The sequence below is a fragment of the Mariniflexile litorale genome (genome assembly GCF_031128465.2).
In the GTDB taxonomy this organism is placed as follows: Bacteria; Bacteroidota; Bacteroidia; order Flavobacteriales; family Flavobacteriaceae; genus Mariniflexile; species Mariniflexile litorale.
The window spans coordinates 3,723,373-3,737,910 of the sequence record NZ_CP155618.1; the positions used below are offsets into that span (position 1 = coordinate 3,723,373).

Annotated in this window: 10 protein-coding genes; 4 read left to right on the plus strand and 6 right to left on the minus strand. The window is 33.2% G+C overall.

The features are described from left to right. Positions 1 to 4: 4 nt before the first annotated feature. Together QLS71_RS15675 and QLS71_RS15680 are read right to left on the minus strand one after the other, a co-directional pair. The gene (locus QLS71_RS15675; RefSeq protein WP_308992853.1) at positions 5 to 766 is read right to left on the minus strand and encodes an ATP-binding cassette domain-containing protein; all 762 of its coding nucleotides are present in this window, start codon (positions 764 to 766) and stop codon (positions 5 to 7) included. Then, entirely contained in the window at positions 763 to 1,545 is a 783-nt protein-coding gene (locus QLS71_RS15680) for an ABC transporter permease (protein WP_308992905.1), read from the minus strand. Before QLS71_RS15680 ends, QLS71_RS15675 begins: the two co-directional genes overlap by 4 nt. A gap of 533 nt (positions 1,546 to 2,078) precedes the next feature. Here QLS71_RS15680 and QLS71_RS15685 point away from each other — a divergent pair. After that, positions 2,079 to 4,994, plus strand: coding sequence for a glycoside hydrolase family 3 N-terminal domain-containing protein (locus QLS71_RS15685; RefSeq protein WP_308992852.1), 2,916 nt, complete (start codon positions 2,079 to 2,081; stop codon positions 4,992 to 4,994). 62 nt (positions 4,995 to 5,056) lie between these two features. Then, positions 5,057 to 6,205: an N-acetyl-alpha-D-glucosaminyl L-malate synthase BshA gene (bshA, locus tag QLS71_RS15690; RefSeq protein ID WP_308992851.1), complete on the plus strand. Its 1,149-nt coding sequence runs from the start codon at positions 5,057 to 5,059 to the stop codon at positions 6,203 to 6,205. Positions 6,206 to 6,366: 161 nt separating this feature from the next. On the opposite strand, the gene QLS71_RS15695 is transcribed toward bshA, so the two are convergent. Further along, entirely contained in the window at positions 6,367 to 6,858 is a 492-nt protein-coding gene (locus tag QLS71_RS15695; RefSeq protein WP_308992850.1) for a hypothetical protein, read from the minus strand. A gap of 146 nt (positions 6,859 to 7,004) precedes the next feature. Between QLS71_RS15695 and QLS71_RS15700 the strand changes: the two genes are divergently transcribed. After that, on the plus strand, positions 7,005 to 9,926 hold the full coding sequence (locus QLS71_RS15700; protein WP_308992849.1) for an FAD-linked oxidase C-terminal domain-containing protein: 2,922 nt from the start codon (positions 7,005 to 7,007) through the stop codon (positions 9,924 to 9,926). Between the two features lie 41 nt (positions 9,927 to 9,967). On the opposite strand, the gene QLS71_RS15705 is transcribed toward QLS71_RS15700, so the two are convergent. The 3 genes from QLS71_RS15705 to QLS71_RS15715 all read right to left on the minus strand — a co-directional run bounded on the left by QLS71_RS15705 (position 9,968) and on the right by QLS71_RS15715 (position 13,048). Then, on the minus strand, positions 9,968 to 10,687 hold the full coding sequence (locus tag QLS71_RS15705) for a hypothetical protein (protein WP_308992848.1): 720 nt from the start codon (positions 10,685 to 10,687) through the stop codon (positions 9,968 to 9,970). A 67-nt stretch (positions 10,688 to 10,754) separates the two neighbouring features. Continuing rightward, entirely contained in the window at positions 10,755 to 12,449 is a 1,695-nt protein-coding gene (ggt, locus tag QLS71_RS15710; protein WP_308992847.1) for a gamma-glutamyltransferase, read from the minus strand. Positions 12,450 to 12,454: 5 nt separating this feature from the next. Continuing rightward, on the minus strand, positions 12,455 to 13,048 hold the full coding sequence (locus QLS71_RS15715) for an acyl carrier protein phosphodiesterase (protein WP_308992846.1): 594 nt from the start codon (positions 13,046 to 13,048) through the stop codon (positions 12,455 to 12,457). A 77-nt stretch (positions 13,049 to 13,125) separates the two neighbouring features. Between QLS71_RS15715 and glmM the strand changes: the two genes are divergently transcribed. After that, a complete protein-coding gene (gene glmM, locus QLS71_RS15720) occupies positions 13,126 to 14,514 on the plus strand; it encodes a phosphoglucosamine mutase (RefSeq protein ID WP_308992845.1) in 1,389 nt (462 codons plus the stop codon). The last annotated feature ends 24 nt before the right edge of the window (positions 14,515 to 14,538 follow it).

Genomic DNA, 14,538 nt, shown 5'->3' on the forward strand with positions numbered 1-14,538 from the left:
TCGTTTAATGTTTAAAGAAGGCTTTTATTTTTGGATTTTCATTGTTTGATAATTCTAAATAGGTACCAACGGCATAATCGATGCCATCGATTAGCAATATCATTCGATCTGAAATAACTCTTGCGCAATCCACATCATGAGTAATGATAATTGATGAGGTTTTATATTTTTTTTGAATGTCTTGCATTAGAGAAATGATTTCTTTAGCAGTAATTGGATCTAAGCCACTTGTTGGTTCATCATATAGAATAATTTTCGGTTTAAGAATTAGAGTTCTTGCTAAGGCTACACGTCTCTTCATTCCTCCAGATAATTCAGAAGGCATTAAATCTATCGCATTTGCCAAACCAACATTTTCCAGTGATTCAATAACGAGAGCTTCCGTATTTAGGTGTTTACTAAACTTTGCTTTATGTCGTCGTAAAGGAAACTCCAGGTTTTCTCTAACGGTCATAGAATCGTATAAGGCACTACCTTGAAATAAAAACCCAATATCTGCTCTAAGCGTATCTAAAGCCTCTTGAGTTAATTTAGTAATATCTTTATGCATTAAAGAAATAGAGCCACTATCTGCTTCGATTAGGCCAACCAAACATTTAATCATCACCGATTTCCCTGAACCAGATTTCCCCATAATTACTAAGTTCTCTCCTTGATGTAATTGCATATTAAATCCTTTCAATACATGGTTATCTCCAAAGCTTTTATGTAGGTTTTTAATTTCTAAAACAATCTCTTGATTTGATATGTTATTTGTTTTTATCATAAATCGTAAAAAATATCTGTTATAAATACAGCGATAAAATCTATAATAAATAGTAAAAGAGACGCAAGTACTACTGCGGAATTTGCAGCTTTACCAACACCTTCAGTCCCTTTTTTACAGTAATAGCCTTTATAGCAACCTATAATTCCAATTGCCAAGCCAAAAAAGAATGATTTTATCGTTGCCGGAATTATATCTCCAAATTCTAATGAATCAAATACTTGATTAAAGAATAAAACGAATGATACATGTCCTTTTATGTTTTCTACTAAAAAAGAACCAAATAGAGCAATCGCATCTCCAACAATTACTAAAATTGGAAGCATTAGGATTATTGCTATAACACGTGTAACAACTAAATATTTAAAAGGATTAGTACCAGAAACTTCCATAGCATCAATTTGCTCAGTGACTCGCATAGAACCAATTTCGGCTCCAATCCCAGAGCCAATTCTTCCTGCGCAAACTAACGCTGTAAGTATAGGACCTATTTCTCTTACAATTGATATACTCACCATGGAAGGCATCCAAGACACAGCCCCAAACTCCATAAGTGTAGGTCGTGTTTGTAGAGTTAATACCAACCCAATGATAAACCCGGTAATCCCCACTAGAAGTAAAGATTTGTTTCCCATCTTATAACATTGGTTTAATAATTCTTTGAATTCAAAAGGGCGTTTAAAAGTTTCTCTAAAAAAGCGACCTGTGAAATAGGACAAACCTCCTATTTCAATTAAAAGAGACTCTAATTGATTCTTTATTTTATGGGTATTTAGCATACTTGGCAGTAATAGTCTTATCAAAGATATAGGAATGGAGAATTCTATAAAATGATATAAATCATGCCAATAGACTGATACATCATTATAATTCACTAGTAATCAGTCTATTTTGATAGAAACGAATTGTTATAAGGTACTATTTGGAGGAGGAGGCTGTATGAAAAGTGTTATTCTGAGTCATATTAAGCCTGTCGAAATATTCAAACTTATTGATAATCCATATCAGTTGCGACAAGCTCAACCTAACAAAGTAAATAAAATACACTTTTCAGACAGCCTTTTGATTATTATTTAAGTTAAATGCGTACTCCTTTAACTTATTCTTACTAAAACCCAGACGATTGAGGAATTAAGCTATATACTGAAGAAATGTTTCTATAGGGTTTAAATTTGTTCTGGATTAATTTGTTTACAAACTTATAATAAATCTATCTTAAAGTCTTTTTAACTTCTTTTTAAAAGTAGTATTTTGGCATGATTATTTATAGAGTATAACACTATAAATAATCATGCTTAATTAATCTTATTATATGCGTCAAATCTTATTAACTATAGTAATTCTATATGTATCACTTTCAACATTTGCTCAGACTTTACAAAATCCTTTAGCTACAATAGATATTAAAGGGCAGCAACAGTGGGTTGATAATCTATATAATTCCATGACTCTAGCCGAAAAAGTAGGGCAGTTGTACATGGTACAAGTCATGTCTAATCAAGATAAAGCCACAAAGAATAAGATTATTGAATTAATTAGAGACCACCATATTGGTGGGGTAATTTATTCGCTAGGAGGTCCTAACAGACAAGCTCAATTAAATAACGAATTACAAGCACTTTCAAAAGTTCCATTATTAATAGGGATGGATGCCGAATGGGGTTTAAGTATGCGTTTAGATTCAACCTATGCATTTCCATGGAACATGACTCTTGGCGCCATAAAAGACAATCATTTAATTGAGCAAACAGGAAAACAAATTGGAGAGCATAATAAAAGGTTGGGTGTTCATTTTAATTTTGCTCCAGTGGTAGATATTAATACCAATCCATTAAACCCAATTATTGGCAACCGCTCATTTGGAGAAGATAGGGATAATGTCACCGAAAAAGCATTGGCTTTTATGAAAGGAATGCAAAGTGCAGGTGTTTTAGCAAGTGCGAAGCATTTTCCTGGACATGGGGATACCGACCAAGATTCGCATAAAACATTACCAACTATTAGTTTTAATGAAAAGCGTATCAATACTATAGAATTGTATCCTTATAAAAAATTAATTAAACAGGGACTTTCCAGTGTTATGGTAGCACATTTAAAAGTGCCTAGTTTAGAACCATCGGGGTATCCATCTTCATTATCAAAAAACGTAGTAACTAATATTTTAAAGGAGGATTTAGGTTTTAAAGGACTTATATTTACCGATGCTTTAACGATGAAAGGTGCTGCCGATTTTAAAGAAGTGGGAGCTATAGATTTAGCAGCTTTTAAAGCAGGAAATGACGTCATGTTAATGTCTGAAGACGTGCCTGTTGGTATTTCAAAAATAATTGAAGCTTACAACAGTGGAGAAATTAGTGAAGCACGGTTAGAACTTTCGGTTAAAAAAATTCTCCAAGCAAAATATAAAGTAGGATTAAATAATTACAAGCCTGTCGGTTTAAATAATTTATCGGCCGATTTAAATAGGTTAAAAGATGATATTCTTTATGAAGAACTTTTAGAGAATGCCATTACCATTGTTAAAAATGAAAAGGATTTATTACCACTTCGTAAACTTGAAGATAAAACGATAGCTTATGTTAAAATGGGCGATGACGATGGAGTTGTTTTTTTAGATGAACTTAAAAAATACACTAAAGTACATCATATTGAGGCCACTTCATTAGACGAATTAATGGGAAAACTTCAAGATTATAATACGGTTATAATTGGTTTGCACCGTTCCAATTTAAACCCATGGAAATCGTTTCAATTTACAGAAACAGAACTTACTTGGTTGTATGAAATAGCTAAAACCCATAAGGTCGTTTTAGATGTATTTGTAAAACCCTATGCGCTTTCAGATTTAGCAACCATTGAAAACATAGAAAGCATCGTAGTAAGCTACCAAAATAGTAAAATAGCTCAAGAAAAATCGGCACAACTTATATTTGGAGCCCTAGAATCTAAAGGTAGTTTACCTGTTTCAATTGGCAATTATTTTAAAGTAGGTGATGGTATTCATAATAATGCCATCAAGCGTTTAAGTTATACAATTCCCGAACGTGTAGGGATGGATTCTGAAAAATTAAAAAAGATAGATTTATTAGCGCTAAAAGCAATAAATGGTAAGATGACTCCAGGTATTCAACTATTGATAGCTCGGAAAGGAAAAGTAATTTACAATAAAAGTTTTGGAAAACACACATATTCAGGAAATGATCCTGTAGTATTTGATGATATTTATGATGTTGCATCATTAACCAAAATATTAGCAACCTTACCTTTGCTTATGGAATTGGAAGAAGAAGGTGTAGTTAATTTAGATACCAAACTTTCTCAAATTCTACCTAGTTATAAAAGTTCAAACAAGGCAAATATTACATTAAAAGCCATGTTATCGCATTATGCACGACTAAGGCCATGGGAACCTTTTTATGCCCGTACTTTAGATAGTGCAACAAAACGTCCCAGTGAAAAATATTATAAAACGGAACGCAGCGAAAAGTTTAATATTGAAGTAGCTAATAATTTGTATTTGCGTTCTGATTATCAGGACTCTATACAAAAAATAATTAAAGATTCTGAGCTTCTAGGCCGACTAACATATAGGTATAGTGATTTTCCATATTATATTTTAAAGAAATATATTGAAGAGTATTACGACCAAACGTTAGATGTACTTGTACAAGACCGTTTTTATAAATCATTAGGTGCTAATTATACTATGTATAATCCGTTTCATAAAATAAGTAATAAAAAAATCATTCCAACCGAAATTGATGATTATTACAGATTTCAAGAAGTGCATGGGTATGTACATGATATGGGGGCTGCCATGCAAAATGGTATTGGTGGGCACGCAGGTATATTCAGTAATGCCAATGATGTGGCTAAAATTATGCAAATGTATTTGCAAAAAGGATTTTATGGCGGAAAGCGTTATTTTAAATCGGAAACACTCGATAAATTTAATACTTGCTATTTTTGCGATAAAGGCAATAGAAGAGGTATAGGCTTTGATAAACCACAATTAGATGAAGATGGGCCAACATGTGGTTGTATATCGTTAAATAGTTTTGGGCATTCTGGTTTTACAGGAACCTATGCTTGGGCTGATCCTGAAGAAGAAATAGTTTATATATTTTTAGCCAACAGAACACATCCCAGTGCCACACACAATTTATTATTAAAGGAAAATATTAGAACAGATATACAACGCTTAATTTATGAAGCGATAATTGATTAATAAAGTACTTAAAGTTAAAAGTTATAAGCATTTATAACTTTAGAAACTTATAACTTAAAAATATGAAAATAGGTATAGTATGTTATCCCACTTTTGGGGGTAGTGGTGTTGTTGCTACCGAGTTAGGTTTAGAACTATCTAAACGCGGTCACGAAATTCATTTTATCACGTACAATCAACCTGTACGTTTAGAATTATTAAGTAATAATGTACATTATCATGAAGTGAATGTCCCAGAATATCCCTTATTTCATTATCAACCTTATGAGCTGGCTTTATCTAGTAAATTAGTTGATATGGTAAAACTTCATAAAATTGAAATTTTACATGTGCACTATGCAATTCCCCATGCGTATGCGGCTTATATGGCAAAGAAAATGTTAGAAGAAGAAGGGGTGTTTATACCTATTGTAACCACTTTGCATGGTACGGATATTACGCTAGTTGGAAGTCATCCATTTTATAAGCCAGCGGTAACATTTAGTATAAATAAATCGGACGCTGTAACTGCCGTATCACAAAGTTTAAAGGATGATACTTTGCGTTTGTTCAATATTAAAAAAGATATCAATGTGGTATCTAACTTTATAGATTTAGAAAAATATAATGATAAGTTTACCGATTGCCAACGTGGAATGATGGCGAACGATGATGAAAAAATCATTACCCATATTAGTAATTTACGACCTGTAAAACGCTCTCAAGATGTTATAAGTATCTTTTATAACATTCAAAAGGAAATGCCGGCAAAACTCATGCTAATAGGTGAAGGTCCAGAACGAGAGCATATAGAATTGCGTTGTCAAGAATTGGGGATTTTAGACAAAGTTATTTTCTTCGGAAAAAGTAATGAGATTGATAAAATTTTATGTTTTAGCGATTTATTTTTATTACCATCACAAACCGAAAGTTTTGGATTGGCAGCTTTAGAAGCCATGGCATCGGGAGTTCCTGTTATATCTAGTAATACAGGTGGCATACCAGAAGTTAATATACATGGTGTGTCTGGGTTTTTAAGTGAAGTAGGTGATGTTGCTGATATGTCTAAAAATGCATTATATATTCTAAGTGATAAAGAACGCTTATCAACTTTTAAAAAGAATGCAAAACAAACGGCAGAAAAGTACGACCTACATACTATTGTGCCTCAATACGAAGCTATTTATGAAGATACCTTAGCAAAGTATTTGATTACATATAATAATGCATAAAAAAGAGGCTGCCTGAAAAGTGTATTTTATTTACTTTGTCAGGTTGAGCTTGTCGAAATTGATATGGATTATCAATACGTTTAAATATTTCGACAGGCTCAATATGACTCAGAATAACACTTTTCAGACAGCCTCTTTAATTTTTAAAATTTATTATTTACTTAAAATTGATATCTAATACCTAAAGCTATATCAAAATCTAAGTCATTGTTATCATAAGTGCCATCTCCAAAACCAATTTCTGGTCTAAAATCTAGGGATATTAATAAAGGAATATCGAAATTATATTCAATACCTATATCACCAGCTGCAAAAATAAAGGTGTCATTATAATCATTACCATTATTATCGTCATAACCAAACGAACCTACACCACCACCAACACCAGCATACCAATTAAAACCGCCATCAATATTCCAAACCCATTGGTATAAACCAGCAAGTTTAAAACCATCATAGTTTTTTCCGTCTCTCCAGCCTAAATCTACTTCTAAACGGTTATTACTGCCTAGGGCATGTTGATAAGATATTTCGGCACCAACGCCATTACTATCTCCTAAACGTAATCCAATAGCGTTAGATGAAATGTCTTGTGCGTTTGACGCGAATGTAAAACCTAATAGAGCCACTGAAAATAAAAGTAATTTCTTCATAAATATGTTTTTTGTTTTAAATTTATATACGACCTTTTTTCATTAAAAGATCATTTTTTTGTAATCAATAATATTTTACAAAAATAACGCCAAAATTGTATTTATATTTAACCTCGTTTTAAATTTATAAACATTTTTACTGAATTATGACGTTAACATCACATTTAGAGACATTAAGCAAAAATCTTTCAGGTGAATTATTTTATGATGATTTAATAAAATCTATTTATGCTACCGATGCTTCTGTATTTAGAATATTACCATTGGCAGTGGCATACCCAAAAAACAAAGATGATATTAAACAGCTTATTCAGTTTGCTAAAACCCATAGTACATCGTTAATTCCTAGAACAGCAGGTACGTCGCTCGCAGGTCAGTGTGTGGGCGAAGGTATCGTGGTAGATGTATCTAAATACTTTACTAGAATTTTAGATATTAATGAAAAAGAACAAACCGTTACAGTACAGCCAGGTGTGGTTCGGGATGCGTTAAATAATTATTTAAAACCATTTGGATTGTGGTTTAGTCCCAATACATCAACATCCAATAGATGTATGATTGGTGGTATGGTTGGCAACAATTCATCGGGAACCACATCTATTCAATATGGTGTTACACGCGATAAAGTGATTGAAATGCATACGATTCTAAGCAATGGCAATGAAGTTGTATTTAATGAAATATCTTTGGATGCTTTTCAAAGTAAACTAAAAGAAAATACTTTAGAGGGTTCTATCTATAAAACTATTTATTCTGAATTAAATTCTGAAGTTGTTCAAAATCAAATTATTGAAAATTTTCCAAAGCCAGAAATACATAGAAGAAATACAGGTTATGCGATTGATGAGTTGATTAAAACAGAAGTCTTTTCTAATACTTCAGAAAAATTCAATATGTGCAAACTCCTTTCGGGAAGTGAAGGCACCTTGGCATTTACCACACAAATCACATTAAAATTAGACAAACTACCCCCACAAGAAGCTGTTATGGTAGCAGCCCATTTTACCAGTATTGAAGCTTGTTTAAATGCCGTTGAACCCGTTATGAAACATAATTTGTACAACTGTGAGATGATGGATAAAATCATTTTAGATTGTACAAAGCACAATAAAACCCAACAAGAAAACAGAAGTTTTATTGAAGGAGATCCGAAAGCTATATTAATGTGCGAAGTTAGAGCGTTTACTAAACAAGAAGTCTATGTTTTAGCTAAAAATTTAATAAAGGCTATTGAAGCTTCAGGATTAAGTTATGCATTTCCCATCCTAGAAGGCGATGAAATAAATAAAGCAAATAATTTGCGTAGTGCTGGGTTAGGATTGTTAGGGAATATTATTGGAGATAAAAAATCGGCGCCATGTATTGAAGATACTGCTGTAACGGTGCCCGATTTAGCAAATTATATTTTGGAGTTTTCGGCGTTAATGAAAGGTTATAATCAAGAAGCTATTTATTATGCCCATGCAGGTGCTGGAGAGCTGCATTTACGACCTATTTTAAACCTTAAAAAGTCTGAAGATGTTGTATTATTTAGAAAAATAACAACCGATGTAGCGCATTTAGTAAAAAAATATGGGGGGTCTATGAGTGGGGAACATGGCGATGGCATTGTAAGAGCTGAATTTATTCCGTTGATGATTGGTGACGCCAATTATCAAATTTTAAAGCGTATAAAGTCGGCTTTTGATATTCAAAACATTTTCAATCCTGGAAAAATAGTGGATGCATTTCCTATGGATAAATCGTTACGATATGTTCCAGATAGGGTAGAGCCAGAAATAAAAACGATGCTCGATTTTTCACATTCTCAAGGTATTTTAAGAGAAGCTGAAAAGTGTAATGGCTCGGGTGATTGTAGAAAATTACCAGAGTTTGGTGGCACTATGTGTCCAAGTTATAGAGCAACTAGAAATGAAAAAGATACCACACGTGCTAGAGCAAATGCCCTGCGAGAATTCTTAACCAATTCCGATAAAGCAAATAAGTTTGATCATGAAGAGTTAAAAGTAGTTTTCGATCTTTGTTTAAGTTGTAAAGCCTGTGCTAGCGAATGTCCGAGTAGCGTAGATGTGGCGAGTTTAAAAGCGGAGTTTCTCTACCAATACCAAAAGGAAAACGGCGTGTCATTGCGTACCAAATTATTCGCTTATAACAATACCTTAAATCGTTATGGAAGTGTCTTCCCTAGATTTACAAACTTTATATTTTCAAATAGTTTTTCAACGTTTATCTTAAAAAAATCATTTGGAATAGCTGAAAAGAGAAACTTACCTTTAATTTCAAATAAAAGTTTAAGTAAGGTATTTAAAAACTATGATAATCAAATAGATAATAATAAAATAATAAAAACTATTTATTTGTTTAATGATGAGTTTTTAAATTATTTAGATACCCCCATAGGTATGGATGCGATTCAACTTTTAAAAGCATTAAATTATGAAGTTAAAATGGTTGCCAATGCCGAATCTGGACGTACCTTTTTATCTAAAGGCTTGTTAGAGAAAGCTAAAGATTTAGCCAATAAAAATATAGAAATTTATAAGGACTTAATTTCGGTTGAAACACCATTAATTGGTATTGAGCCATCCGCTATTTTAACTTTTAAAGATGAATACTTAAGGTTGGCAGACGATAAGGTTTCTGCTAAAGCGATTGCTACGAACACCTTTTTAATTGAAGAGTTTATTCAACAAGAAATAAAATTGGGACATATTACTTCAGAACAATTTACTTCTGAAGCAAAAACCATTAAGTTTCATGGACATTGTCATCAAAAATCATTTGGCAATCAACTGTCTAGTTTTGATGTTTTAAACTTACCGAAAAACTACAAAGTCAGCATAATTCCAAGTGGTTGTTGTGGTATGGCGGGAAGTTTTGGCTACGAAAAAGAACATTACGAGGTAAGTATGCAAGTTGGAGAACAAACGTTGTTTCCTGCCGTTAGAAACGCATCTAGCGATGTGCTTATCTCAGCCAATGGAACCAGTTGCAGGCATCAAATTAAAGATGGGACCCAACGTGAAGCTAAACATCCTATAACTATTTTACGAGAAGCATTGGTTTAGTTATAATAACATTTAATAAAAACACTTTTGACACTATAAATTTATTGAGTTCCTTTGATATGGGTTATTTCTAAACCAAATACCCCAAATTTATGAAAGTTTGGTAGTTGCGCACCACTTTCGGTGGTAACCCAATCGCTCCAAGTGGCTGTTAAGCCATCAATAGGTAAAATATCAACCCACATTTGAAAGCTTGTGGGCTTTCCGTTTTCATCTAAATGCCATAAATAGGAATCTCCCGGTGTACTTCCTCCAGACGTATAGGTTACTAAAAGAGCTTTTTTATTATTTTCTAAAGTTACCAGTCTACGTTCGGTTCCTTTGTCGAATATTTTGTAAGGCGCTACTAACCAAAATGAATCGTTATTAAAATATTTAATGGCTTTTTCAATAAGTTCTTCTGATAAATCATTGTCCATGACCTTAAAACTGTGCACATATGCTTTATTTTGTGAAGCATCGTTTAAATCGAGACTTACTTTATATGCTTTCCAGTAAACATCACAGGTATTTTTATTTTTCCGCCATTTATAATAATGGTTACTTTTAAAAGTCCATTCAATATAATTTGTGTTTTTAAAAGCGTCATGGTTTAATGCTTCCAGCATTTTATAAGCTAATGCATCAGCTTCATTACCTTTAATGCCTTCTGGCAAATCCTCATTGTAGTTAAAGTATAAAAAACCGAAAAGTAGCAAACTGGGAAGTGTTATAAATACAATAATGCCTGTTATTATTTTTACTGTTTTTTTCGATTTCATTTTAAGTATATTTCAATAAATATGAGTCTAAATTATTAATTGTTAATTTATTAATCAAAGAAATAGGTTAAAAACCGACAGCAGTATCATCCCCTCGATAATCTGCACCACCCTCTAACGACTTATCCATTAAAACAAGTATTCCATCGACCTTGCCAATAACAGGTGAATCTTTTTCATTAATGAGGTATCCTAGATTTTGTAGGTTTTTAATGGTTGGTGGGTTAAATGAATTTGGTTCCATTCTAATGTCATCTGGTAACCACTGATGATGAAAACGAGGAGCATTAACAGCCTCTTGCATAGTCATATTAAATTCGTGCACATTTAAAATAGTTTGGAGTACCGATGTTATAATAGTAGAGCCACCGGGTGTACCTACCGACATTAATAACTTACCATTTTTCTCAACAATGGTTGGTGTCATAGAACTCAGCATTCGTTTTTCTGGTGCAATACTATTGGCTTCTCCGCCAGTAACACCAAACATGTTTGGGACTCCTGGTTTGCTGCTAAAATCGTCCATTTCATTATTCAAGAAAAAACCAAGTTCAGAACAATATAATTTAGAACCGTAAGCACCATTTAAGGTTGTTGTTGCTGAAATGGCATTGCCAAACTGGTCTATAATAGAGTAATGAGTAGTCTCATCACTTTCAATAATTTGTATGTTTCCGTGCGACACATTGGTGGAAGGGGTTGCTTTTTCATAATTAAAATCACTCATTCTTTTTGTTACATACGAATTGCTTAAAAGTGTGTCTAACGGAATTTTAATAAAATCTGGATCGCCTAAATAAAAACTTCTGTCAGCATAAGCACGACGTTCGGCTTCTGTAATAATTTGAATCGTTTTAACGGAATTATGACCAAATTCATGTAAATCGAAAGGTTCAATCATTTTCATAATTTGTGCTAAACAAACGCCGCCACTTGAAGGTGGCGCCATAGAAATTATTTTTAAATCATCATATTTAAAAACAATGGGTTTACGCCATTTTACTTCATAGTTTGCTAAATCATCTTCGGTGATGATGCCGCCATTAGCTTGTATAAATTTAACCAAAATACTAGCAGTCTCACCTTTATAAAATCCGTTTTCACCATAAGCTAATAAGCGCTCTAATGTCTTTGCTAATTCTGGATATTTAATGGTATCGTTTTCTTTCCAAGGTTTATTGAAAACAATCGAATCTTTGTTTACTTTTTTAAAAAAAGGTTGAAAATGTTTAATACGTTCTTCCTGCTTTTTAGTAACAATGACTCCTTTATAAGCAAGTGCAATTATCGGTTTTAAAATAGTTTCTATGGGTAAAGAACCTAGTTTTTCATGCACTGCGAATACACCTGCAACGGTTCCGGGAACACCAATAGCCATAGCTCCAAGTGTGCTTTTGTTGGGTATTACGTTTCCGCTTTTATCTAAAAACATATCTTTTGAAGCACCTAAAGGTGCTTTTTCTCTATAATCAATACTTCCTATCTCTCCATTGGCTTTGCGATAAACCATAAAACCACCACCTCCAATATTACCAGCGTAGGGATATGTTACCGCCAATGCTAATTCTGTAGCAACCATAGCGTCAAAAGCGTTTCCACCTTTTTTAAGAATGGCAATGCCAATTTCTGAAGCCTCTTCACGAGCTGATACAACCATGGCGTTTTTAGTAATGACACCTTGTTGTTTCACTTCCTGGTTTACGGAGTTTTTACAACTAACTACTAAAAAAGTAATGATGGTAACTATTAATAATTTTTTCATGGTATTCATTCAGTGCTTACTTCTATAAGTTTCTGCTTAGAAAAGGTAATAAGTTCATCAAAAAACGATGAAAATTCGGCTTCAAAATCAGAATAAAAGAGTGCTAATTCGTTAACAGCTTCATGCATTCCAGATCTGTTTTTGGTTCGTCTATTCATGCCTTCTAGAACTTTGGAAATTCCATCAATAGAGGCATAACTTAATAACCAATTATCGGTCATCATGTAAGGCATCATTTTTTGAATTCTTAATGGTAGTGATTCGTAATGTGTTTCTAAAGAATCGTAAAAATTATCTACATAGCTCTCTAAAGGAACATCGCTATATTGGCTCCAATTTTTTGCTAAAAAATGATCATATAGAATATCGACTATAATACCGGAATAATGCCCGTATTTCTCGTGCAGTCGTTTGGTACTTTTTCTCACCGTTGGGTGCGCATCGGTAAAGGTATCAATGTTTCTATGCAGTAAAATACCTGTTCGAATGTCTTTGGGGTATTTTTTATACGATTTCCCTTTAATGCCATCTGCTATAAAATTCCCTATAGTAACCAAATCGTTTTCTCCTGATAAATATATGTGTGCTAAATAATTCATTTGTGAAATTTACGAATTCCTATTCATGAAATACAATTTTGAAATAGTATATTTGTTCATCAATTTGAAAAAAACATATGACACTTATAAAATCAATTTCAGGAATTAGAGGAACTATTGGCGGACATGTTGGCGATAATTTAACACCTATAGATGCAGTAAAGTTTGCAGCAGCTTATGGGGTTTGGTTAAAACAACAACGTGATAAAGATACTTACAAAGTAGTTGTTGGTAGAGATGCCCGTATTTCTGGAGCTATGATTCAAAATTTAGTCATGAATACTTTAGTTGGTTTGGGTATAGATGTGGTTGACTTAGGTTTGTCTACAACCCCAACCGTTGAAATGGCAGTACCCATGGAACATGCTGATGGCGGCATTATTTTAACAGCCAGTCACAACCCAAAACAGTGGAACGCTTTAAAATTACTTAATGCAAAAGGTGAATTTCTTGATGGTGCTGAAGGTGCTAAAATTTTAGAAATAGCAGAAAGTGATAGTATGAGTTTTGCCGATGTTGATAGTTTAGGTAAAATAACAAAGAATAAAGCATATATAGATTTACATATTATTGAAGTATTAGATTTACCATTGGTAACGGTACCAGCTATCGAAGAAGCCCGATTTAAAGTGGTGGTAGATGGTGTTAATTCAACAGGAGGTATTGCTGTTCCATTACTTTTAGAACGTTTAGGTGTAGAAGTGGTTAAATTATATTGTGAACCTAACGGAGAGTTTCCACATAATCCAGAACCTTTAAAAGAACATTTAACCGATTTGTCTGCTGAAGTAAGAAAGCATAATGCTGATTTTGGAATTGTAGTAGATCCAGACGTGGATAGGTTAGCATTTATGGATGAAAATGGCGAGATGTTTGGTGAAGAATATACATTAGTAGCTTGTGCCGACTATGTATTGAGTAAAACTCCAGGGAATACTGTAAGTAATATGAGTTCTACCAGAGCATTACGAGATGTGACTGAAAAACATGGAGGTACTTATGAAGCGAGTGCCGTAGGTGAGGTGAATGTGGTTAAATTAATGAAGGAAAACAAAGTAGTAATTGGTGGTGAAGGTAATGGAGGTATTATTTATCCAGAATCTCATTACGGTCGTGATGCACTTGTGGGTATCGCACTATTTTTAAGTTTATTGGCGGAAAAAGGCATTTCGGTAAGTGATCTTAGAAAAACCTACCCAAACTACTTTATGAGTAAAAAGAAGATTGAATTAACGCCTGGTTTAGATGTAGACGGTATTTTAAAAGCTATAGAAAACCGTTACCAAAAGGAAGAACTAACCACAATTGACGGTGTGAAAATAGATTTTTCTGATAGCTGGGTACACTTACGTAAAAGTAATACGGAACCGATAATAAGAATTTATACTGAAGCAAAATCCCAACAAGAAGCAGATCTTTTAGCTGATAAATTTATTGAAGAAATTGGAGCTATTGCTAAAAGCTAGTTGTAACAATTGAAAACCCTAAAC

Bases quoted from the DNA above. Each gene is read 5' to 3' on its own strand.
- QLS71_RS15675 (WP_308992853.1), bottom strand. From the start codon at position 766: ATGATAAAAACAAATAACATATCAAATCAAGAGATTGTTTTAGAAATT.
- QLS71_RS15680 (WP_308992905.1), bottom strand. From the start codon at position 1,545: ATGCTAAATACCCATAAAATAAAGAATCAATTAGAGTCTCTTTTAATT.
- QLS71_RS15685 (WP_308992852.1), top strand. From the start codon at position 2,079: ATGCGTCAAATCTTATTAACTATAGTAATTCTATATGTATCACTTTCA.
- bshA (WP_308992851.1), top strand. From the start codon at position 5,057: ATGAAAATAGGTATAGTATGTTATCCCACTTTTGGGGGTAGTGGTGTT.
- QLS71_RS15695 (WP_308992850.1), bottom strand. From the start codon at position 6,858: ATGAAGAAATTACTTTTATTTTCAGTGGCTCTATTAGGTTTTACATTC.
- QLS71_RS15700 (WP_308992849.1), top strand. From the start codon at position 7,005: ATGACGTTAACATCACATTTAGAGACATTAAGCAAAAATCTTTCAGGT.
- QLS71_RS15705 (WP_308992848.1), bottom strand. From the start codon at position 10,687: ATGAAATCGAAAAAAACAGTAAAAATAATAACAGGCATTATTGTATTT.
- ggt (WP_308992847.1), bottom strand. From the start codon at position 12,449: ATGAAAAAATTATTAATAGTTACCATCATTACTTTTTTAGTAGTTAGT.
- QLS71_RS15715 (WP_308992846.1), bottom strand. From the start codon at position 13,048: ATGAATTATTTAGCACACATATATTTATCAGGAGAAAACGATTTGGTT.
- glmM (WP_308992845.1), top strand. From the start codon at position 13,126: ATGACACTTATAAAATCAATTTCAGGAATTAGAGGAACTATTGGCGGA.